The organism is Paracandidimonas lactea, from assembly GCF_021653995.1.
GTDB lineage: Bacteria > Pseudomonadota > Gammaproteobacteria > Burkholderiales > Burkholderiaceae_B > Allopusillimonas > Allopusillimonas lactea.
In genome coordinates, this window is sequence record NZ_JAJJOZ010000002.1 from 210,518 (window position 1) to 232,384 (window position 21,867).

General features: G+C 61.3%; 22 protein-coding genes. 15 read left to right on the forward strand and 7 right to left on the reverse strand.

The features are described from left to right. Position 1 precedes the first annotated feature (1 nt). Entirely contained in the window at positions 2-727 is a 726-nt protein-coding gene (locus tag LOL23_RS04910; protein ID WP_160978556.1) for an ABC transporter ATP-binding protein, read from the forward strand. A 43-nt stretch (positions 728-770) separates the two neighbouring features. Next, positions 771-2,156: an amidase gene (locus LOL23_RS04915; protein WP_160978554.1), complete on the forward strand. Its 1,386-nt coding sequence runs from the start codon at positions 771-773 to the stop codon at positions 2,154-2,156. Positions 2,157-2,251: 95 nt separating this feature from the next. Here LOL23_RS04915 and LOL23_RS04920 read toward each other — a convergent pair whose 3' ends face one another. Continuing rightward, positions 2,252-3,292, reverse strand: coding sequence for a LacI family DNA-binding transcriptional regulator (locus LOL23_RS04920; protein WP_160978552.1), 1,041 nt, complete (start codon positions 3,290-3,292; stop codon positions 2,252-2,254). Between the two features lie 47 nt (positions 3,293-3,339). Between LOL23_RS04920 and LOL23_RS04925 the strand changes: the two genes are divergently transcribed. Then, positions 3,340-3,987, forward strand: a complete 648-nt coding sequence (locus LOL23_RS04925) for a CBS domain-containing protein (protein ID WP_237173233.1) — start codon at positions 3,340-3,342, stop codon at positions 3,985-3,987. A gap of 71 nt (positions 3,988-4,058) precedes the next feature. On the opposite strand, the gene LOL23_RS04930 is transcribed toward LOL23_RS04925, so the two are convergent. Beyond that, positions 4,059-4,952, reverse strand: coding sequence for a LysR substrate-binding domain-containing protein (locus tag LOL23_RS04930; RefSeq protein WP_237173234.1), 894 nt, complete (start codon positions 4,950-4,952; stop codon positions 4,059-4,061). Between the two features lie 184 nt (positions 4,953-5,136). Here LOL23_RS04930 and LOL23_RS04935 point away from each other — a divergent pair, with 184 nt between their 5' ends. From LOL23_RS04935 to LOL23_RS04945, 3 genes are read left to right on the forward strand one after another with little or no spacing between them, the layout of a single operon-like run. After that, positions 5,137-6,102: a Bug family tripartite tricarboxylate transporter substrate binding protein gene (locus LOL23_RS04935; RefSeq protein WP_160978548.1), complete on the forward strand. Its 966-nt coding sequence runs from the start codon at positions 5,137-5,139 to the stop codon at positions 6,100-6,102. A 49-nt stretch (positions 6,103-6,151) separates the two neighbouring features. After that, positions 6,152-6,625, forward strand: a complete 474-nt coding sequence (locus LOL23_RS04940) for a MaoC family dehydratase (protein WP_160978546.1) — start codon at positions 6,152-6,154, stop codon at positions 6,623-6,625. 54 nt (positions 6,626-6,679) lie between these two features. Continuing rightward, positions 6,680-7,903, forward strand: a complete 1,224-nt coding sequence (locus LOL23_RS04945) for a CaiB/BaiF CoA transferase family protein (RefSeq protein ID WP_237173235.1) — start codon at positions 6,680-6,682, stop codon at positions 7,901-7,903. A gap of 127 nt (positions 7,904-8,030) precedes the next feature. Here LOL23_RS04945 and LOL23_RS04950 read toward each other — a convergent pair whose 3' ends face one another. From LOL23_RS04950 to LOL23_RS04960, 3 genes are all read right to left on the reverse strand, one after another. Then, positions 8,031-9,119, reverse strand: coding sequence for a malate/lactate/ureidoglycolate dehydrogenase (locus LOL23_RS04950; RefSeq protein ID WP_160978542.1), 1,089 nt, complete (start codon positions 9,117-9,119; stop codon positions 8,031-8,033). Positions 9,120-9,200: 81 nt separating this feature from the next. Further along, entirely contained in the window at positions 9,201-10,556 is a 1,356-nt protein-coding gene (locus tag LOL23_RS04955; RefSeq protein ID WP_237173236.1) for an ATP-binding protein, read from the reverse strand. Beyond that, complete coding sequence (locus tag LOL23_RS04960) at positions 10,553-11,224, reverse strand: response regulator (protein ID WP_160978538.1); 672 nt, start codon at positions 11,222-11,224, stop codon at positions 10,553-10,555. Before LOL23_RS04960 ends, LOL23_RS04955 begins: the two co-directional genes overlap by 4 nt. Positions 11,225-11,329: 105 nt before the next feature. On the opposite strand from LOL23_RS04960, the gene LOL23_RS04965 reads away from it, so the two are divergent. From LOL23_RS04965 to LOL23_RS04985, 5 genes are read left to right on the forward strand one after another with little or no spacing between them, the layout of a single operon-like run. After that, entirely contained in the window at positions 11,330-11,980 is a 651-nt protein-coding gene (locus LOL23_RS04965) for a thermostable hemolysin (RefSeq protein WP_237173237.1), read from the forward strand. Next, positions 11,977-13,443 carry an AMP-binding protein gene (locus LOL23_RS04970; protein WP_237173238.1) on the forward strand — a complete coding sequence of 489 codons (1,467 nt, stop codon included), beginning with the start codon at positions 11,977-11,979 and terminating at the stop codon, positions 13,441-13,443. The genes LOL23_RS04965 and LOL23_RS04970 overlap by 4 nt, the downstream gene beginning before the upstream one ends. A gap of 18 nt (positions 13,444-13,461) precedes the next feature. Beyond that, on the forward strand, positions 13,462-14,133 hold the full coding sequence (locus LOL23_RS04975; protein WP_160978534.1) for an iron-containing redox enzyme family protein: 672 nt from the start codon (positions 13,462-13,464) through the stop codon (positions 14,131-14,133). Next, on the forward strand, positions 14,130-14,945 hold the full coding sequence (locus LOL23_RS04980; RefSeq protein WP_160978532.1) for an SDR family oxidoreductase: 816 nt from the start codon (positions 14,130-14,132) through the stop codon (positions 14,943-14,945). The genes LOL23_RS04975 and LOL23_RS04980 overlap by 4 nt, the downstream gene beginning before the upstream one ends. Beyond that, positions 14,942-15,604 carry a tetratricopeptide repeat protein gene (locus tag LOL23_RS04985; RefSeq protein WP_237173239.1) on the forward strand — a complete coding sequence of 221 codons (663 nt, stop codon included), beginning with the start codon at positions 14,942-14,944 and terminating at the stop codon, positions 15,602-15,604. Before LOL23_RS04980 ends, LOL23_RS04985 begins: the two co-directional genes overlap by 4 nt. Positions 15,605-15,674: 70 nt before the next feature. On the opposite strand, the gene LOL23_RS04990 is transcribed toward LOL23_RS04985, so the two are convergent. After that, positions 15,675-16,847 carry a thiolase family protein gene (locus LOL23_RS04990; RefSeq protein WP_160978528.1) on the reverse strand — a complete coding sequence of 391 codons (1,173 nt, stop codon included), beginning with the start codon at positions 16,845-16,847 and terminating at the stop codon, positions 15,675-15,677. Then, positions 16,847-17,260 (reverse strand): Zn-ribbon domain-containing OB-fold protein, encoded by a 414-nt coding sequence (locus tag LOL23_RS04995; RefSeq protein ID WP_160978526.1) that lies wholly within the window; start codon positions 17,258-17,260, stop codon positions 16,847-16,849. The genes LOL23_RS04990 and LOL23_RS04995 overlap by 1 nt, the downstream gene beginning before the upstream one ends. Positions 17,261-17,560: 300 nt before the next feature. Here LOL23_RS04995 and LOL23_RS05000 point away from each other — a divergent pair, with 300 nt between their 5' ends. The 4 genes from LOL23_RS05000 to LOL23_RS05015 all read left to right on the forward strand — a co-directional run bounded on the left by LOL23_RS05000 (position 17,561) and on the right by LOL23_RS05015 (position 21,682). Next, positions 17,561-18,448, forward strand: a complete 888-nt coding sequence (locus tag LOL23_RS05000; RefSeq protein WP_160978524.1) for an SDR family NAD(P)-dependent oxidoreductase — start codon at positions 17,561-17,563, stop codon at positions 18,446-18,448. Between the two features lie 10 nt (positions 18,449-18,458). Continuing rightward, positions 18,459-19,319: a MaoC/PaaZ C-terminal domain-containing protein gene (locus LOL23_RS05005; RefSeq protein WP_160978522.1), complete on the forward strand. Its 861-nt coding sequence runs from the start codon at positions 18,459-18,461 to the stop codon at positions 19,317-19,319. After that, positions 19,319-20,536 carry a CaiB/BaiF CoA transferase family protein gene (locus LOL23_RS05010; RefSeq protein ID WP_160978520.1) on the forward strand — a complete coding sequence of 406 codons (1,218 nt, stop codon included), beginning with the start codon at positions 19,319-19,321 and terminating at the stop codon, positions 20,534-20,536. The genes LOL23_RS05005 and LOL23_RS05010 overlap by 1 nt, the downstream gene beginning before the upstream one ends. A 150-nt stretch (positions 20,537-20,686) precedes the next feature. Then, positions 20,687-21,682, forward strand: a complete 996-nt coding sequence (locus tag LOL23_RS05015) for a Bug family tripartite tricarboxylate transporter substrate binding protein (RefSeq protein ID WP_160978518.1) — start codon at positions 20,687-20,689, stop codon at positions 21,680-21,682. Positions 21,683-21,867: the final 185 nt, after the last annotated feature.

The following is a 21,867-nucleotide window of genomic DNA, read 5'->3' on the forward strand; positions in this document are numbered from 1 at the left end:
TATGAACAATGATAATGAAGTGGTATTGAAGATCGAAGGTGTTGATCTCGGATACGGTACCCTGCAGGTCGTCTTCGGTGTTTCTCTGGAGGTCCGGAAGAACGAGCTTGTCGGTTTGGTGGGCGGTAACGGCAGTGGTAAATCTACCATGTTGCGCGCTGTTTCCGGGATGATCCGGCCCTGGAAAGGGCGCATATTGTTCAAGGGTGAAGAGATCTCCAGGCTTGAGCCCCACCAGATGGCGGAAAGAGGCCTCGCGCACGTGCCAATGGGCCGCCAGCTATTTCCCAATCTTTCGGTCAGGGACAATATCCTGCTTGGCGGCTACCTCCCTCGATTGCGGGAGAACAGAAAAAGAAACCTCGACAAGGTGTTTTCGTTGTTCCCGGATATCCAGAAGTTCGCCAATACTGAAGCGGGGGCGCTGTCGGGCGGGCAGCAGCAGATGGTCGCCATTGGGCGTGCCTTGATGCTTGAGCCAGACTTGCTGATCATGGACGAACCAAGCCTTGGCCTCTCTCCTTTATATGTAAAGCAGGTCATGCACGCCATTCGCCAGATCGCAGATCTGGGTTTTCCTGTTCTATTGGTGGAGCAGAATATCAAGCAGGTGCTTCAGTTCAGCCATCGCACGTATGTTCTCGAAAATGGGAAGCTCGTTCTGGAAGGGCCGTCTGAAATGTTGCAAGGCCACCCCATGATTCGGAAAGCATACCTAGGTCTATAAATCCCTAGTCATTCTGTTTAATTTAATTACGGAGACGGAAGTAATGAACGATTTGCCGTTGGATCCATTCAGCGAGCGTGGTTTGGAGGGCTTTGCAGCAGACTTCCGTGCGGGGAAGGTGAGCTCGGAAGCAGTCACCAAAACCTATCTTGAGCGTATCCAGAAACTGGACGCAAAGCTGGGCGCGTTTGAATCGGTTGCACACGATAGTGCGCTGTCCACCGCCAGGGCGATGGATATATTGATCCGGTCAGGCACTGACCTGGGGCCGTTGATGGGCGTTCCCATCGCCATTAAAGATGTGTTTCGTATTGCAGGGATGCCGGCGCCTAAAGTCGGCTCCAATATGAAGCTTCCCGATATCCTCGGATCTAAAGAAGCGACGTTTATTCAAGCCCTTCGCAGAGCGGGCTGTGTGTTTCTGGGGCAGACCAAAGCGGTGGAGCTATGCCTGGGCATCACCGGCCACTCGTCACCGCGGGGCACGCCATGGAACGCATCTGATCTGGAAAATCATCGCGCGCCAGGCGGTTCGAGTTCTGGGTCTGCAGTCGCTATGGCCGCAGGGTTGTGCGCACTTGCCATAGGGTCGGATTCAGGCGGTTCCGTACGGGTCCCTGCAGCGTTCAACGGTGTGTTCGGCTTGAAAACAACCGCTGGTTTTTGGCCTGTGGACGGTGCATTCCCGCTGGATCCCCGGGTCGATACGATCGGGCTGCTGACACGGTCGGCAAAGGATGCGCTATTGGCGTTCAATACTGTTACCTCGATTCTGCGCGGATGCGCTTACCAGCCTCGCCCGTTAGGAGTCCGGCTGAATCGCCTGTGCCTCGGGGTGCCCAAGAATCATTTTGGCGAGAATGTTAACCCGCAAATCAGTGATGCGTTCCAGAACGCCAATCAGCAACTGCAAGACAAGGGTTGCATGCTGGAGGACGTGGTTGTACCCGAAGCGCCGGAACGTGCGGGATATTTTCCCGTTTCGATGCCGGCATCGTTGCTATCGGTGCTGGGCAAAGAGAACTTTCTTGCACAGAAGCATTTGATGGATCCGGTGATTGCAAAACGCGTGGAGTCGGGGCTCGAGGCGAAGGCATATGAGTTTCTTGCGCTGGAAGACAGGAGAACCAGAAGCAGGGAAGCCGTAGTTGATCGGTTTGTCGGATTCGACGCCTGGGTTAGCCCCACGGCTACGGATTTTCCGCCGTTGCTCACCGAGCTTGAGGAGCCTGAAAAAGGTATGCGTCTGGCCTTGGGCATGACACAGAATACGCAGCCAGCCAATTATCTCGGGTTGTGCGCGATATCCTTGCCATTGCCTGTGGACGGGCTGCCCATCGGTTATCAACTGATGGGCGCGCCGAACAACGATCAGAAATTGCTGGAAATCGCTGTTGAAATCGAGGCGTTGTTGGCCTCGCGTGTATGAGATGAGATATCACGGCGGGGCCGCGCGGCATATTCGGGCTGCGCGGTAGAGGGTGATGTTTCGCCAGGCCCGCCGCCAGCGCCGACCAATACCCGTTACCTCACCCGCCCCAAGCTCTCGCGCAGCAATACCCGGTGCGCCAGCGGCTGGGCGGGCGCTGGCTCGCGCCCTTCGATCAAGGCGACCATGCGGTGGGCGGCTTGTTCGCCGATTTCGCGGGCGGGCAGGCGTATGGTCGACAAGGCTGGCTGCATGAATTCGCCTTCCTCAATGCTGTCGAAGCCCAGTATCGATACCTCTTTTGGTACGTGCACGCCCATGCGGCGGGCTTCATACAAGGCGCCGATGGCTTGAAGGTCGGTGCCGAACAGGATGGCAGTGGGCCGCTGCGCTTGCGACCAGAGTTGGCGGAAGGCGTCGCGGCCGGCTTGGTAGGTGAGCGGTGTTTCCAGTATCCATGCGTCGGGCATGGCCAGGCCGTGTTCCGCCATGGCGGCCACGACGCCATTGCGGCGGCCGCGCGCTCGCTCGTTGTGGGCGGAGTATCCGCCGCAGACGGCGATGTGGCGGTGCCCGTGTTCCAGCACGACCTGGGTAAGGTCGTACATGGCCTGGAAGTTGGAGATGCCGACGCAGTGCGGGTAGTGCGATTCGTCGGTCGACCACGTAAGCACATAGGGCAGGTTGTGCTGGCGCAACAGTGTGTACACCTCTTCGCTATGGTCTGTACCCACAATAATCAGGCCATCTACACCGCGCTCCACAGTGGCGCGGATGACGGCCGGCTCGTCGTCAGTCTGGTATTCGTGGCTGGCGATGAGCAACTGATAGCCCAAACTCCACAATGTCTGCTGCATCGATTGCGTCGAGTGCGCGAAGATGGGGTTGTTCAGCGTGGGGTAGATCGCGGCAATGGTATGCGTGCGCCGGGACGCCAGCGCGCGTGCGGCGCCGTCGCGGATATAGCCCAGCTGCATCACGGCGCGTTCGACTTTTTCGCGGGTGGCGGGCTTGACCTGCTGCGGCATCGACAGCGCATGCGACGCGCTGCCCAGCGATACGCCGGCCAACCGGGCGACATCGGCCAAGGTGGGGCGGCGCTCGCGGGGCTTTTGCTTGGGCTTGGGTGGGTTCATGGTGTGGCTCGTTACAGGCGGCGCGTCAGTCGCCATCATACCGCCTCTTGAAGCGCTTCATTTTTGCTCTGCCCAACCAGTCTGCGCAATGGACGACATGCGAAGCCGTGCAGTACCCCCATCGCTATAAGGGTGGCCGCCGGCCCAAAAAGGTCGCGGGTGTTATGGTGATCGAATCAAGCAAAAACCACCATGCCGCCGGCCAACACCCAATCGGGCGTTTTGCCCGGCTGACGCCAACAGGAGCAATCATGCTGGTAAGTGCCATTTTGCCGATCGCGCGTAGAAGGCTGGCAACACTCGATGCGGCGGCGCCTGTCATCGAGGCGGCCAAGCTGCTCAGCCTGCCGGATATCCACCTCGTCGTGGCCTGCAGCCGAGAGGGGACCATGTCTGGCGTGTTGACCAAGGCGGATATTGTCCGACAGATCAGCCATTGCACCGGATGCGGCTGCACCGAGGGCGTGGCAGACATCATGACGCGTGCTGTCATCCATTGCATGCCTGAGGAAGACCTGCGTGCGGTATGGAATGTGATGAAAGACAACACCCTGAAGCAGATGCCGATCACCGATGCGCATGCGCGGCCGCTGGGCGTGCTGTATGCCAATGATGCATTGCAGGAACTGCTGAAGGAGGCGCAGCACGAAGAAGGCCTGTTGCGCGATTATGTGATGGGTGTTGGATATCGCTAGCGCGCACCGATACCTGTTGTGCCGAGGCGTTGGCAGTGGGCGGTTCCGCGAGGTGAACCCTTGGGCGAACGTTATTGGCCGGCCCGCTCCTCCATCAGTGTCCTGACGAACGCGCGCGCGTGCTCGGGCAGCGCGGCCATGGATCTGACCACAACCATCTGGTTGCGTTTTGCCCAGGGCTCGACCAACCGCACAATGCCGACCAGACCGCGGTCTGCCCAACTCTGGGCGAGAGAAAGCGGGACCATGCAGATCCCCGCCCCTTGTTGTACGCACCGCAACGCGGCTTCGAAGCTGGGCATGTGAACCCTTACCTTCAACCGCTTGCTCAGGTTTCCTGCAACCTGTTGAAGATACAGGAAGTTGCTGCTTTGTTTGCCCACGGACACCATTTCGTAATCAAGGGCCTTATCGATTGAGACACGTTTCCGGTGCGCGAGGGGGTGATCGAGCGCTGTCACCAACACGAGTTCATCCTGCGCGTACTGGAACGCTTCAAGGCGACTCAAGTGAGTGACGCTCGCGACCAGTCCGATATCGGCGATCCCCTCGTGCACGGCGCGTACGCTGACTTCGCTCAAGTGCTCTTCGAGTTCGATGTTGATGGTTGGGAACTTTGCCAGAAAGCGGCTCAGCGGGATGGGTAGGGCGTTCAGCGTGCTGCTGTTGGCGAAGATCTTTATATGCCCCGTGACGTCGGAATGGTACTTTGCCATCTCTGTTTGCAGCCCGTCTGCCTGGGCAAGCATGGCTTCGCCGTAGCGGTAAACGGCCTCACCGGCTGACGTCAGCGACATGCCTCTTGCTGTTCTCTCGAACAGCGAGACACCCAGGGAATGTTCGAGATTTTTTAATCTATAACTAGCGGACGGGGCGGCCATATGCATCGATACGGCGCCCGTCGTCAAGCTGCCGGCGTCCGCGATCGCCATGAATACGCGAATATCGGTTAGTTCGTATCGCATGTCAGCCTTCTGTTCCTCCTCTGGGAAAACCAGGGTAAAGGCATATGGTATTCGAATTTATCTAACGGGTAGCAGGATATTTCAACTGGACTGAGCTTGCAGTGCATCGATATATTGGTGGCGAACGTCTACGGGTCAGCGCACCAGCATAGATTCGACAACACCATACCAATACGAGGGGAACATGAAAGGCTTCATCAAGAAATTCTTGCCGGCGATTGCGCTGGCTTCGTTTGCACTGCCGGTGGCGGCGGCTTATCCCGACAAGCCGATCAAGCTTGTCGTTCCGTATGCGGCGGGCGGCCCGACTGACACATTCGCGCGTGTACTGGCCGATGTATGGGGCCAAAAGATCGGCGGGACATTCATCGTCGAGAACAAGGCGGGTGCGGGTACGGTTATCGGGACGGATTATGTCGCCCAGGCGCCGAACGATGGCTACACGGTGCTGATGTCGACCGTGGCGCATGCCGTGAGCCCAAGCCTGCATAAGAAGCTCAACTTTGATCCCGTGAAAGACTTCTCGTCAGTGGGCCTGGCTGCGAAGGCGCCGCTCGTGCTGGTCGTCAATAAAGACCTGCCGGTACAGAATCTGAAAGAGTTCATGGCGTACATTAAAGCGAACGCCGAAAAAACCGATTATGGTTCGGCTGGCATAGGCAGCGCGCCCCACCTCGGCGGCGCACTGCTGAATCATATGGGTAAATTCAAGGTGCGCCATATTCCCTACAAAGGAAGCGCACCCGCCATGGCGGATTTGATCGGCGGGCATGTGCAGTTCATGATGGACAGTGCGCCGACCGGGTTGGCGCAGGCCAACGCCGGTACCGTTCGCCTGATTGCCACCAGCATGCAAGAGCGCTTGCCGCAGACACCCGATACGCCGGCCATCGCGGAATTGCTGCCGGGTTACGAAGCATATACCTGGAATGCCATGCTGGTTCGGGCCGGTACGGATGCGAAAGTGATAAACACGCTGCGCGCAAGCCTGGAGCAAGCGCTGCACGACAAAGGCCTGAAGGCCAAGGCCGATCAAATGGGCCTGATGCTGGAACAGAAGCCGGATCCGAAGGCATTGGATATGTTTATTGCCGAGGAAATCAAGAAGTGGAGTACGGTGGTCGGCGCATCCGATATGCGTTCGAACTGATTGGCCAACGCGCAAGCCCCGACAACAACCAGAGAAAGGAAAAATACTCGTGAAGTCCCATTCGTTATGTGAGCAGCGCTACTTTGAAGATTTCAGGATAGGCGAGCGTTTCAACATCCCCTCACGGACGATGACCGACGCGCTGTTCGCGGCCTTTCAGATGGCCAGCGGCGATAACCACCCGGTGCATTACGACGTAGAGTACTGCCGCGCGCACGGCATGCCGCATATGCTGGCGCATGGTTTTCAGGTGCTGATTCAGTCCGCGGCGGGTGCCGGGCTTTTCCCGCACGCTGTTGAAGAGTCTCTGAAAGCCTTCATTGAGCAGAGCAGCAGGTTTCTCGCGCCAGTGTTTGTGGGCGATACGTTGTACCCCTCGCTGGAGGTTGTCGAGCTTGCTCCCAACCGTACGACGGGTGTGCTGGTGATGCGCTCCACCATCTATAACCAAAAGGATGTACTGGTCATGGAAGGCACACAGAAGTACCTGCTGCGCAAGCGCAACCCCGCCACACAAGCTTAGGCGTGTCCGGCAAGCAGCATTAAGGCAAGAATCGTCGGACGAGAGGCGGAAGTCATGTATCCATTGAAAGGAATACGCGTTCTGGACCTGAGCAAGGTGCTTGCGGGCCCTTTGTGCGCTCAGTACCTGGGTGACTTGGGGGCGGATGTCATCAAGGTCGAGCCACCCGGCGCGGGCGATGAAACCCGCAGCTGGACGCCCCAGCGCGATGGCGAAGCCGCGGCATTCATGGCGGTCAATCAGAACAAGCGCGGCATCGCGGTTGATATGAAGGTGCCGGAAGGGCTGGAGATCGTCAGGAAGCTTGTGCGCGAATCCGACGTCGTGATCCAGGGGTTTGCATCGGGCACTGCGCGCAAGCTGGGCGTGGATTACGAGTCGCTCAAGCAGGTGAACCCGCGTATCGTCTATTGCGAGATATCAGGCTATGGGCGCGAAGGGCCGATGGGCAATGAGCCCGGCTACGATGTCATGCTGCAGGCGTTCAGCGGGATGATCAGTACGATGGGGCAGCGCAATGGCGCGCCGGCCCGCGTGAGCTTTTCGCCGGTTGACCTGGGAACCGGTATGCACGCAACATCGGGCATCCTTGCGGGGCTCATGAACCGTGGCAATACCGGTGAAGGCTGCTATGTCGAAGTGTCTCTGCTGGATACCGCTATGGGGTACATGGGGTATATGGCAAGCAACTATTGGTTCTCCAATCGGGTTCCATCGCGCATGGGCACTGCGCATCCTTCGCTCTGCCCATATCAGGTTTTCCAGACTCGCGACGGTGAATTCATGCTGGGCGTTGGAAATGACCGGATGTGGAGAAAATTCTGCGCCGAGGCCGGCCTTGGCGCGTATGTGGAAGACGCGCGCTTCAGCACAAATGCGCAGCGCGTGGCGAACTTCGATGCGACATGCGAGATCGTACAGGCCAAGCTGCTGGAAGATACGACTGATGCGTGGATAAGCCGTTTGCGCGCCGCCGGCGTGCCAGTCGCGCCGCTGCATACGCTGGATCAGGCGCTTGCCCATGAGCAGGTCAGGGCGCGCAATCTTGTCGTTGAAAGCGAGCACCCGCGGCTTGGCACCCTCAAGCACGTGGCCTATCCGGTAACGTTCAACGGCGATAGTCGTAAGGTTCAACGCACGCCGCCCATGCTTGGTGAGCACACGCGCGAGGTGCTGCGCGAGTTGGGTTATTCGCAGGAGGCCGTCGATGCGATGGCCGGGGCGAGGGTCATTGCTTGCCAAGCCCATGCCGCCAAGCAATTCGACACGGCTTCTTGATCCCCGGATCTTGCCTGCCTGCGGACTGGCGCAAGGCAGGCGGTGTGACTGCGCGATCGCATGCTGCTGTCGCTGAGGCATCGGCGCGGGGCTGCGCCGCCCGCCGCCTGATGTGCATAGCGCCGCGTCAGTTGGGGTGGCTGCTCCTTACATGATGCCTCACCGCATCCGCGGAAACCCCCAGCTTCTCACCCGCGCTGAGTATTTCCTCCCAGGTGGTTTCATCCACGGGGATGCCGTCGGCATTGCGCTGGGCCAATGACTGGCGTTCGGGTTCGCCCGCGATGAGAACCCGTTCTACACCTGCTTGCGGCGGCGAGGCAGTGACCCACGCCAGGCAGGCTTCGGTTTGCTGCGCAAAGATTTCCGGATCCGCAATCTTGTCCGGATCGATCAGCACAGTGAGCATACCGTTCAGGATGCGCCGCTTGCCATCGGCCGGCCCGGTGGCCGCAAGGCCGGCCGCCAGCGCGCCGCCCAGAATCTCGCAGGCCAGCGACAAGCCAAAGCCTTTGTGCTCGCCGAAGGGGAGCAGGGCGCCCAAAGGGGGGACTACGCCATAGACGGGGTTGGTCGTTGGGCGGCCTTCGTTGTCCAGCATTTGGCCGGGCGCAAGCCCTACCCCTTTGTTGTAGGCGACGCGGGTTTTACCCTGGGCGATGATGCTGGTGGCAAGGTCGAGCACAATGGGTGCGGCGCCCGTGCGCGGGATACCGATCGCAAACGGATTGGTACCCAGCCGTGCGTCGGTGCCGCCCCACGGCGCCACAATCGGCCGTGAGATCACATTGACGAAATGAACGGACACCAAGCCTTCGGCAACGGCCATTTCCGCCCATTCGCCGATGCGGCCGAGGTGGTGTGTGTTGCCGAGCGCCATGATGCAGGTGCCCATTTCCTTCGCGCGGCTGATGCCCAGCCTCATCGCTTCGCTGCCGATGGCTTGCCCGAAGCCGGCCTGCCCGTCGAGCGCGATCATTGTCCCGTGATCGATGCAGGTTTTGATACGGGCATTGGGCTGCAGGTTGCCTTCCCGGTAGGCGTCGACATACCTGGGCAGCATCCCGACCCCATGTGAGTCATGGCCCATCAGGTTGGCGCGAACCAGATTATCGCTGACGAGATCAATTTCGCCGGGCTCGCTGCCGAACCCGCGCATGACTTCCTTGACTGCGCTTCGCAGCTGCGTTGGTTTGAATAGATGGACATTCGCCATATGTAATCCTCTTCGGTATCGATGACTGCGCACGATGTGGAAGCGTACATCAGCCAAGGTTGGTGTGTGGTGGGGCGGCCGCTACCCGCGCAATATCGTCACCCGCAATCCTGGCCCGAAATCGCTGGCTGCCTCGCGCATGCTGAACTGCACGATCAAGCCATGGTTCTGAGCGATCCGGCGGGCAATAGAGACGCCCAGGCCACTGCCGGACTCTTCATTGCCGGCGGCGCGCAGGAAGCGGTCTCCGAGCCTGGGTAGTACATCCGCCGCAACGCCTGTGCCTTCGTCGTCCACAAAGATGCGTGTTGCCGAGAACGTCAGGCGGACGCGACCGTGTTTCGGGCCGTATCGGATGGCGTTATCCAGCAGATTCTTGAGCATGATGGCCAAGGCGTCGGCATCGCCCGTGATCGGTAGCGGCATCTCGCCGGAGGTCGGCCACTCTAGTGCGATGTCGACATCGCGGCGATCAGCGATCCATAGGCAATCGCTGACGGCCTGCTCGGCCACAGCCCGCCAGTCGACCGGGCTGCCGAAACCCGTCATATTGGCGTTATCCAGCCGAGCCATGGTCAGTAGCTGAGAAACCAGCCTGTCCAGCCGCTCGATACCGCGCGTCACGCTTGCCTGCGCCTGGCGGCGCGCATCTGGATCGTGGGTTCTTTGGGCGACATCCCACTGCGCGCGCAGGGCGGCCAGTGGCGTGCGTAGTTCATGGGCCGCATCCGCGGTCAGGCGTCGTTCTTGGTTGATGAGTGTTGCGACGCGCGCCAGGAGGCCGTTCATTGCCTCCACCAGCACCTTAAGTTCGGCCGGCGTTTTCTCGGTGGGCAGCGGGCGCCCGTCATCGGGGCTGCGGTGCTCAAGCTGCGCGGACAGGTCGCGAACGGGCTTGAGTGCCTGCCGCACAGCCAGGATCATCAACGCGATCAACACCGGTAATACCAGAAGCCAGGGCAGGATCTGGCTGGCGATATATACCATCATCAACTCATGGCGTTCGCCAATGCGCTGGCCAACCGCCACACGAATCAGGCTGGAGTCATCGCCCAGGTAGTACAGCCGCCAGGGTACGCCATCGACGGTTTCGTTGAGAAAACCTGTGCTTGGCGCGTTGCGGGGAAGCTGGATCTCGCCGGGATTGGGCTGCAGGAGGGCATCGGGCCCGCGCCAGATGGCCACGGAGAAGTCGCCCAGGCCTGCTTCGCCCGAGTCCGCAGGCAAGTGTGCGGCAGGCCCTGGCGGGCGGGGCGGGGTTGACGGGGGGAGCAGCGCAGCTACTGCGAGCGTCTGCTGTGCGAGCCGGAGCATGTCGGTGTCGTAGAGTTCGTCGATCTCGTGCGATGCCCGCCAGTATGTCCCCGCCATGGCGAGCAGCCACGCCAGCGGCGCAGCCACCAACACCGCGATGATGAGCCTGCGCTGAAGCGTCATGAGTCGGCGTCCACGTGGCCAAGCGCGTATCCCGATCCGCGCACGGTGCGCACAATCTTGGGATGAATCTTCTTGCGCAGGTGATGCACGAAGACTTCCAGTGCGTTGCTTTCGAGCTCTGTGTCCCAGTCGTACAGCTTGTCGCGGATGAAATCGCGCGTTAGGACGCGGTGCGGATGCGTGAGGAACAGTTCCATCAGCAAGGCTTCGCGAGTCGTCAGGTCAACCCGCCGGCCTTTCCAGTGCACTTCGTGCGTAGCCGGATGGTAGTCAAGCTCGCCGTGTCGCCAGACGGGTTCAGGTTTTCCGGCGCCGCGTCGCGTCACCGCACGCAGACGCGCGGCGAGTTCGTCGAGGGAAATCGGCTTGATAAGGTAATCATCCGCGCCAGCGTCCAGGCCTGCAATGCGGCTTTCAACGGCGTCGCGGGCCGTCAGAATGACGACGGGTACGGTTTTGTTGGCGTGGCGCCAGCGGGTAAGGAGCGAAACGCCATCTTCGCCGGGCAGCCCGAGGTCGAGCACTACGGCATCGTAGTGCACGACGCGCAAGGCATTGTCGCCCTCCTCGCCGCTGGCAAAGCAGTCGACGGCATAGCCGAGCAGACGCAGGCCGTTCGTCAGGCCGTCGCCGATAAGCGGATCATCTTCAATGATGAGAATTCTCATTTGCTTTCTCTTGCCCCGCTGAGGTGCTGGGCAGCGCCGACGCACGTCGTTAATGTCCGATTAAGGTTGCTCGTCTACGCTGCGGTACATCATAAAGGGAAATGAATGACGCTCCTACCGCAAGCCCGCATGACGCAGTCCCGGCTTACCTCGCACCCCGCATGGCAGGCATCCGCCGTGCGGCGCCCGTCCCAGCCGTGCGCGCTGCATATCCATCAACCCGATGATCCGCTTCGCCCGCTTGTCGAATCATATATCCGCCAACGTTATCACCAACGGTTTGGTGCTTGCCTGAAGGAATGGATGCCAACCCTGGTCAGTGTGCAGGCCAATGGCGAAATTCTTGCCGCAGCCGGCTATCGTGGCGGCAGCGATCCGCTGTTTCTCGAGCGTTATCTTTCGGCACCCATTGAGCACTATCTGCGCGACAGCGGTACGCCCGTGGCGCGCCACCTGATCGTAGAGGCAGGGCAGTTCGCCGCGGTGCAGCCCGGCGCGGGGCGCCTGCTCGTGCCGTTGTTGGCGCAGCATCTGCGACAGCAAGGCTTTGACTGGGCCGTCAGTACCCTGACGAGTGAGCTCCACCATCTTTTCTTGCGCATGGGGTTGGCGCATCAACCGCTGTCGGCAGCCACGATGGAGCGTTTGGGCGAACACGAACGCGGAGATTGGGGAACTTACTACGCGCATGCGCCCCAGGTTTTCGCAGGACGACTGAGCGCCATTTTGGCGCGTTTTCCGGGGAACCGGGCATGAATACCATTGATTTCCTGGCATTGCTGGATAGCCCTGCCCGCAGTGGCCTTTCTGCGATACAAACAACATCGGAAACCATCAGCTACGGCGCATTGAGCGAGCGTGTACGGGGCCATGCCGATCGGCTCGTAGCGCATGGCACACGCGTTGCGGCGTCATTGCTGGACAATGGCCCTGGCTGGATCATCCATGATCTTGCCTGCCTGCGTGCCAGTGTTGTCCATGTGCCGCTGCCCTTGTTCTTTACCCCCGAGCAGTGGGGCGCCACGCTGAACGCTGCGGGTGTCGATACGGTCATCGCATCCGGGCCGCTCGGTGCCGTGCTTGCCGCGTTCGGGTTTGAAAGGGCAGGCGCGCTGCCGGCCGGTCAGTTTCTGTTCCGGCGTACGGCCGACGCATCGCTGCCTGCCGGTACCGCAAAGATCACGTTCACTTCGGGGTCGACAGGCAGCCCCAAAGGCGTGTGCCTGGCGGCGAGCGACATGCTCGCCGTGGCCGCAGGCGTGGCACAGGCGACGAAGCCGCTTGCCGTCCGGCGCCACCTGACGGCCCTGCCCTTGGCGATATTGCTGGAGAACATTGCTGGCGTCTATGCGCCCTTGATGGAAGGTGCCGCTGTCGTTGTGCGGCCGTTGGGCGAGGTGGGTTTACAGGGATCCTCGCACTTTGACCCGGGCCTGTTCCACGAGGCGCTCAACGGTTGCGGCGCTCACAGCGTCATTGTGATGCCGCAAATGTTGCGCGCATATGCCGGCTGGCTGCAGGCGGCGCGTGCCGCCGCGCCGGGAGCGTTGCGGCTGATGGCGGTCGGTGGTGCAGCAGTGGGCGCGCAGGTGCTGGGTGCGGCGCGCAGCCAGGGCATTCCGGCTTTCGAAGGCTATGGCCTGTCGGAAGCGTGCTCGGTACAGACCTTGAACCTGCCCGACGCCGACTGCTCGGGCTCTGCCGGTCGCCCTTTGCCGCATACGCGCGTGCGCATCGCCGACGATGGTGAAATAGAAGTCGCGGGCTGTCAGGCGCTCGGCTACCTGGGGCAGCCTTTTGCGCGTCGTGAGTGGCTGGCGACCGGCGACCTTGGTTTCCTGGATGATGCGGGCTTTCTGCATATTCGCGGCCGCAAGAAGAATGTGCTGGTGACCGGCTTCGGGCGGAATGTGTCGCCTGAATGGATAGAAGCCCAATTGGCCAGTCAGCCCGCCGTTGCCCAGGCAGTTGTACTGGGGGATGGCCAGCCGGCGTTGGGTGCCGTCCTTTGGCCGCTTGGTGATGCGAGCGATGACGTGCTCCGTGCCTGCATCGACCGTGTGAACCAGGACTTGCCCGACTATGCGCGCATCGGCCCATGGATGCGCGCGCATGCCGATTTTTCTACGGCCAGCGGGCTGGCAACCGCCAACGGCCGGCCGCGCCGCGATGCCGTGGCAGCGATGCACGCCGAACTTTTCCCGCGGGTTTCCGCTTAATACATGGCCTGAATCACTATGTCTTTCTATCAAACATTGCTCAAGAGGACCGAGGACAGCCGAGCGTCGCTGGTTGGTACGCCGATCATCCAGGACTGCCTGCATGGCGAGGTTGCGCTGCCGTCCTACATCGCGTTCCTGCGCGAGGCATATCACCATGTGAGCCAGACTGTGCCACTGATGCATGCCTGCCGCGCGCGTATTCCGCAGCGCCTGGGATGGCTGCACGCCGCGCTGGATGAGTACGCTGATGAGGAGATCGGGCACGATGAGTGGATACTGAACGATCTGCGCGCGCTGGGCCAGGATGCCGACGCGGTGCGTCGTGCGGGGCCGGGCCCCGACACCGAAATCATGGTGTCGTACGCGTACGACACGATCGCTCGCAAGAACCCGATGGGCTTCTTTGGTATGGTGCATGTGCTGGAGGGCACCAGCGTGGCGCTGGCGCTGAACGCCGCGGACCAGATACAGCGTTCACTCAATCTGCCGGCTAATGCCTTCAGCTATCTGCGATCGCATGGAGCGCTCGACGTTGGTCATACCGCGCATTTCGCCGAGTTGATGAACCGGCTGGACGACCAGGGGGATCGCGATGCGGTGATTCATGGCGCGCACATGTTCTATCGGCTGTACGGCGCCATTTTTCGTTCACTGCCGCGCGCCGTGGCGAACGAGGCATCAGCATGAAGGCCGCCGACGCATCAGTTGTCCTGACGGGCGCCTCGGGCGGCCTGGGCAGCGCCATTGCGCGCCAGCTTGTTGGTGAAGGCGCAAGCATGCTGCTGGTAGGGCGCAGCGCCGGCCCGCTACTTGAACTGGCCCAATCACTTGATGTGGGCGCGCACCGTCGTTCCCGCGTCGATGTGTTGATCGTGGACGTGACGACTGAGCACGGACGCGCCGCCATTATCGACGCGGCGGCGGCGCGGCGGGCCAATGTGCTGATTAACAATGCTGCCGTCGCCGCCTTTGGGCCCGCCCACGACCTGCAGGCCGATCATGCCAGGCAGATAGTCGATACCAACATTCTTGCGCCCATGCTGCTGGTTGCCGGCATGCTGCCCATGCTGCGGTCCAGGCCGCGGGCACAGATACTCAATATCGGTTCCACGCTGGGAAGCCTGGGCGTGCCGGGGTTCTCCGCCTACGGCGCAAGCAAGGCGGCGCTGCGGATCTACACGGAAGCGCTGCGGCGCGAACTGGCGGGCTCCGCGATTCGCGTCCAGTACTACGCGCCTCGAACCATTGATACGCGTTTCAACACGCCGCAGGTGATGGCTTTCAACAAGGCCACCGGCTCAACCAGCGACTCTCCGCAAGCCGTTGCGCGGCAAGTTGCGCGCATGCTGCGCACGGAATCGCGGCAGCGTTTTGCGGGCGGCATTGAGCCGCTGATTGCCCGCTTGAATGGCTTGTTTCCAGAATGGCTGGATGGCGTATTTGCCCGGCATCGGAAAGCGCTGGAATCCTTGCATCTACCTCCTGGAGCATCCTTATGATCCGAGATTTTCTTTTGCGCGGAATAGCCGCGACCCTGTTGGCGGGGGCATCCCTTTCATACCCGGCACACGCCCAAACTTCCGCCAGCGGCCTCGACGACGGTATCCGCACCCTTCAACAGGAATGGGCTGTCATTCAGTACAAGGTTCCGGAAGGGCAACGGACGGCCCGCTTCGAGGCACTGTCGCAGCAGGCACACGGGCTGACCAGCCGCTACGCCACCCGCGCCGAGCCGCATATCTGGGAGGGCATCATCCTGAGTTCGTGGGCTGGCGCCAAAGGCGGTACAGGCGCACTGGGCTTGGCCAAGCGCGCCAAGACAGAGTACGAAACCGCCATCCAGATCGACAGCAAGGCGCTGGATGGATCCGCCCTCAACAGCCTGGGCGTGCTCTATTACAAGGTGCCGGGATGGCCTATCGGCTTCGGCGACAACAAGAAAGCGGAAGTATTGCTCAAGCAGGCACTTGCCGTGAACCCCGACGGCATCGATCCCAATTACTTTTATGCCGACTACCTTGTCTACCGCAACCGTAAGGTTGAGGCGATCCCCTACCTTGAGAAGGCGCTGAAAGCGCCGCCCCGGCCAGGCCGGAAAGTGGCCGATGAGGGGCGGCGGGAGGAGGTGCGGGCGTTGCTCAAGAAAGTGCGCGGTTGAAGCGGAGCTGGGTGCCGCGGCCCTGAGGATATAGATTTATTGTTATTTTCGCAGCGGCAGCACCCTCTCGCTACAGCGTTTCTTCCGTACCCAACACCGCCGTGGACTGGCTGGATAGCGTACCGCCATTGCCGTTGACGACGGCCAGTTTCGCGTCTTTGACTTGGCGTTCGCCGCAGTCTCCCCGCAACTGGCGCACGGCTTCGATCAGAATGAAGATGCCGTACATGCCGGGGTGCACGCACGATAGGCCGCCCCCATTGGTGTTGACGGGCAGGCGTCCGCCCGGCGCGATGGCACCGTTGCTGACGAATTCACCACCTTCGCCCTTCTTGCAGAAGCCCAGGTCTTCCAGGAACAGAATGGTATTGATGGTGAATGCGTCGTACAGTTCCACGACATCGATGTCGGACGGCTTGACGCCTGCCATTTCGAAGGCGACGCGGCCGGACTGCTGTGCCGCGGTGACGGTAAGGTCATGCATGGACGAGATCTGGCGATTCCACACGGCGGTGGCGTTGCCCAGAACATAGACCGGCTTCTGCTTGAGCGAGCGGGCGCGGTCGGCGCGCACCAGCACATAGGCTCCGGCGCCATCAGTAACCAGACAGCAATCGCGCACAGTGAGCGGATCGGAAACCATGCGGGCGGACATGACGTCTTCAATGCTGAGCGGCCCGCGATCTTGCGCTTCGGGGTTGAGTTGCGCCCACTTGCGGGCAGCCACGGCGACTTCGGCAAGCTGCTCGCGGGTGGTGCCGTACTGGTGCATGTGGCGGCGTGCCGCCAGCGCATAGGAACTGAGCGGGTTCAGCGGGTTGTAGGGCTGCTCGTAGGGTTGTGGGTCGAGCTTGCGGCGTGCGGCCCCGATCTCGGCGCGGTTCAGCGTGGAGGTGCGCTGCGTGCTGCCGTAGCACACCAGTACGGCATTGCACTGGCCCGATTCCAGCGCCTGGATGGCCGGCATCAAATGCGCCACAAAGCTGGAGCCGCCCAGCATGGTGCTTTCGATGAAAGTGGGCCGGATGCCCAGGTGTTCGATCACCGGCATCGCCCACATGGTGGATGCGACGCTGGCGGTACAGATGCCGTCGATGTCCTGCATGGTGAGCCCGGCATCGGTGACGGCGCGATGCGCGGCCTGCACCAGGATTTCCATTTCGGTGTAGCCGTTGGCCTGGCCCAGCCCCGCGTGGCCAACGCCAACAACCGCGGCGGCGCCCCTGAGTCGTTCATTGATCATTATTTATCCCCCGCCACCGTGAACACGACCATCTTTCCGTCGCCGCCATCGACAACGCCCGCCTTGACCGGCATGCCGATCTGCACCGCGTCAGGTGCGATCCCGTCGACACGGCTCATCATGCGCACGCCTTCTTTAAGATCGATCAGTGCGACGTTGTAGTCGCCGCCGTGCTCGGGCTTGCGCCGCACGATCGTGGTCGAGTAGACCTCGCCTTCGCCCGAAGGTGTGTACCAAGTGAGATTGTCGCTGCCGCAGTGGGGGCAGAGCATGCGCGGATAGAAAACGCTGCGCTCACAGGACGCGCAGCGTTGGATCTGAAAGCTGCCCTGATCCAGTTGTGTGCGGTAGTACAGGTCGGCGCCGATATCTGACTGCGCATGCGAGGGCGATGCGTCTTGTTTGCTGGACATGGTGATTGGCTCGTTGAGAGGTGTTGTCATCGAATTGGTCGAGTTTTACTGCAATAGGCCGGTATGGCAATTTTGTTTTGCTTAGGCGGGGGTTTTGGCCTAGTTAACGAGTACAGGGCTGAGTACAGCGTCGCGAGTGGCCGCCTCGCTGCACTTAAGCCATACTTAACGGAGAGTTTTTGAAAGCCGAGTTCAGCCGGCGCTGGTTTTACCCTATGCTGGAACGCGGCCTGCGACAACGTCCGCCCTGTTATATGGCGTCGGGGCATATTTTGAACTGTATACACCAAGGAGATGGACATGAGTGGTTTGGTAGACGGTAAGGTGGCAGTCGTCACCGGCGCCGGGGGCGGAATCGGCCGGGGCATCGCGCTGGGCCTGGCTGCGGCGGGTGCGCGCGTGGTGGTCAATGACATCGGCGCCGAACCCGCCCAGCGCGTGGTCGATGAAATCAAGGCTGCCGGCGGTGAGGCGATCGCCAACACCGACAGCGTGGCAGGTCGCGAGAGCGCCCATCATATCGTCCAGGCTGCGGTGGATACCTTCGGCAAAATCGACATCATTGTGAACAATGCCGGTAATCTGCGCGACCGCTTGTTCCACAAGATGTCGGATGAAGAGTGGTCGCAGGTGCTGGACGTGCACCTGAACGGTTCTTTTTATGTCAGCCGCGCCGCGGCGCCGTTCTTCCGCGAGCAGGAGTCGGGCGCATATGTGCACATGACTTCCACTTCTGGCTTGATCGGCAATTTTGGCCAGGCGAATTATTCCGCCGCCAAGATGGGCATTGTGGGCTTGTCCAAGTCCATCGCTCTGGATATGTCGCGCTTCAACGTGCGCTCGAACTGCATCGCGCCGTTTGCCTGGACAGCCATGACCAGCTCCATTCCAGCCGAGACGCCCGAAGAAAAACTGCGTGTGCAGAAGCTGCAGAAGATGGAGGCCGGCAAGATTGCGCCGCTGGTCGTGTACTTGGGCAGCGATGCTGCCCGCGAAGTCACCGCCCAGATCTTCTCTGTGCGCGCCAACGAGATCATGCTGTTCAGCCAGCCCCGCCCGGTGCGGTCGGTGCATATGTCCGAAGGTTGGACGCCCGAGGGGATTGCCGAGATTGCCATCCCGGCCATGAAGAACAGCTTTTACAAACTGGAGCGCTCGCCCGAGGTGATCGGCTGGGATCCCATCTAAGGAGTACGCCATGCCGCTCGACTATGACCTGATCAAGAACTGGCATTTCCCCGAACTTCGTCATACGTACACTGAAAAGGATGTGATCCTTTACGCGCTGGGCATCGGCCTGGGGCATGATCCCATCGACCGCGACCAGCTTAAGTATGTCTACGAGGAGAACCTTGAGGTGTTCCCGTCCATGGCCGCGGTCTTGGGCTACCCGGGCTTCTGGATGAAAGATCCCAAGGCCGGCATATCGTGGATGAAGCTGGTGCATGGCGAGCAGCGCATGCATTTTCACGCGCCGTTCCCGGCCACCGGCACAGTCGTGGGCCGCAGCCACATCTCGCGCGTGATCGACAAAGGCGCCGATAAGGGTGCGCTGGTGGTTACCGAGCGCAAGGTGCACGACGCCGTCACCGATGCCCTGCTGGCCACTGTGGAGCATGTTACCTTCTGCCGCGCCGATGGCGGTTTTGGCGCGGGAGACGAGCCGACGGAAGCGCTGCCCAAGGTGCCAGACCGCGCCCCCGATGCGGTCTGCAAGCTGCCTACGCTTGCCCAGGCTGCGCTCCTGTACCGCCTGAGCGGTGACTACAACCCCCTGCATGCCGACCCGTCCGTGGCCGAGAAGGGAGGCTTTGCGCGTCCGATTCTTCATGGGCTGTGCACATACGGTGTGGCCGCGCACGCGCTCGTCAAAACGGTTTGCGGTTACGATAGCAAGCGCCTGGCCTACATGCACACGCGCTTTTCTTCTCCGGTCTATCCGGGCGAAACCCTGGCTGTCGAGATCTGGAATTCTGACGGCGGTGCGGTGCATTTCCAGGCGAGGGCGCTGGAGCGCGACGTTATCGTATTAAGCAATGGAATAGCAGGAGTCAGGTAATGGATGGCCGCAAGGCACCGCTGGACGGTGTGAAGATTCTGGATTTGTCTCGGGTGCTCGCGGGGCCGTGGTGCACGCAGAACCTGGCGGACTTGGGGGCCGACGTCATCAAGGTGGAGCGCCCGGGCGGCGGCGACGATACGCGCAGCTGGGGGCCGCCCTATCTGAAGGACGAGCAGGGCGCCGACACGACCGAGGCGGCGTACTATCTGAGCACGAATCGCAACAAGCGTTCGATCACGATCGATATCGCCACCCCCGAAGGCGCAGAGCTGGTGCGCAAAATGGCCGCCAAGTGCGATGTGCTGGTCGAGAACTTCAAGGTGGGTGGGCTCAAGAAGTACGGGCTCGATTATGAAAGCATCAAGGCGATTAACCCCTCGCTGGTGTACTGCTCGATCACTGGCTTCGGCCAGTCCGGGCCCATGGCCTCGCTGCCGGGCTACGATTTCATGATCCAGGGCATGGGGGGGCTGATGAGCATCACCGGCGAACGGGACGACCTGCCCGGCGGCGGCCCACAAAAGGCCGGCGTTGCAGTGACAGACATCATCACTGGCATGTATGCCACCGTTGCCGTGCTGGGTGCGTTGCACGAGCGGCATCGCAGCGGCCTGGGTCAGCATATCGATCTGGCCCTGCTGGACTGCCACGTGTCGATGCTTGCCAACCAGAACCTTAACTTCATGACCACCGGCGTCGCGCCCAAGCGTGCAGGCAATGCCCACCAGAACGTGGTGCCATACCAGGTGTTCGCGTCCAGCGACGGCCACCTTATCGTGGCAACGGGCAACGATTCGCAGTATCGGGCCTATTGCGGCGTCATCGGGCGGCCCGACCTCGCTACCCACCCCGACTACGTCACCAACAGCCAGCGGCTCAAGAACCGTGTGGCGCTGATTGCCGAGCTCGAGGCCATCATGGCCACGCGCAAGCGCGATGAATGGATTGCCGAACTGCAGAAGGTGGGGGTGCCCTGCGGCCCGATCAACAATATTGCGCAGGTGTTCGACAACGAGCAGGTCAAGCATCGCGGCATCTGGAAAACGCTGCCGCATCCGTTGGCGGGCACCGCGCCCACAACGGCAAGCCCCATGCGGTTTTCGGAGACGCCGGTGGAATACCGCATGGCGCCGCCGCTGCTCGGGCAACACACCGACGATATCCTTCGTGAGCTGGGCCTGCAAGGAAGTGCGGGCGCGAGCGCACCGGCCTGATGGGGCCGGTTTCCGGGCCGCAGTCGCGGGCCAGGCTTGCCGGCGCCCTCGCGCCGGATGGGCCGGCCTGATGCGGTGAGCCCCGGAAACCGCCACCGGCTCGAAGTAGGGGTACGGCAAACAATTCTAATCACCAGGGGAGACAACATCATGAATCGCATCAATCGGCGTCAGGCGTTGGCAGGCTTGGGGCTAGGCATGCTGGGCGCCGCCCTGCCCGGCGCCCGGGTCTGGGCCGCACAGGAAAAATGGCCCGGCAAACCCGTCAATTTCATCATTCCGTTCCCGGCGGGCGGCCCCGTCGACACCAGTGCGCGCTTTGTGGCCAAACCGCTCGGCGAAATGTGGGGACAGGCCGCAGTCATCGACAACAAGGCGGGCGCAGGCGGGATTGTGGCCGCGCGTCTGGCGGCCCGCGCCGCGCCGGATGGCTATAACTTCTTCTTCCCGGCAATTCACCATGCCGTCCATCCCAGCCTGCGCAATGATCTGGGCTACGACATCCAGGCCGACTTCGATCCCGTCGGCAAGGTTGCCCGCTTCCCCATTATTTTGTGCGCCCATCCATCGCTGGGCGTCAAGACAGTGCAAGACCTGGTGGAGAAAGCGAAGGCCAAGCCGGGCGACATTACCTTCAGTTCGTCGGGCACCGGTGGCGGCACACACCTGGCGGGTGAATTGTTCAACAGCCTGGCTGGTGTGAAGCTGCAGCACGTGCCTTATCGCGGCAGCGCGCCGGCCATGCAGGACTTGGTGGGCGGGCAGGTGGACCTGATGTTTGCCGATGCGCCGTCCGCCCTGCCGTTCATCGAAGGTGGCCGCATTATTCCGCTCGGCGTCGGCAACCCTGAGCCATCGGTGCTGGCGCCGAATGTGCCGCCCATCGCGAAAGCGGGCGTTGATGGCTACGAAGCGTATTCGTGGACGGCGCTGTGTGCACCCAAGGGTACGCCCAAGGAAATAATCGCGCAGCTCAGCGGCCAGCTTCAGTCGATACTCAAGGACCCAAAAATCGGGCCTGCCATGGCCGCGGCAGGCGCCGAGCCCATGCTGGGCACGCCTGAAGACTACGCGGTCTTCCTGGACGGGGAAATCAAGAAGTGGGCGAAGGTCATCAAAGAAGCCAATATCAAGATTGAGGGCTAAGGGCTAAGGGCTAAGGGCTAAGGGCTGAGGGCTAAGGGCTGAGGGCTAAGGGTTGAGGGCTAAGGGCTGAGGGCTGAGGCGCCCACCTCTTTATCTCTGGTACAAGGCTATACGCCCCACGTTCCGGACTTCGGTCCGGTGCGTGGCGGCGCTTTTCATGGGAAGGCGGGCATTGGCCAACCATG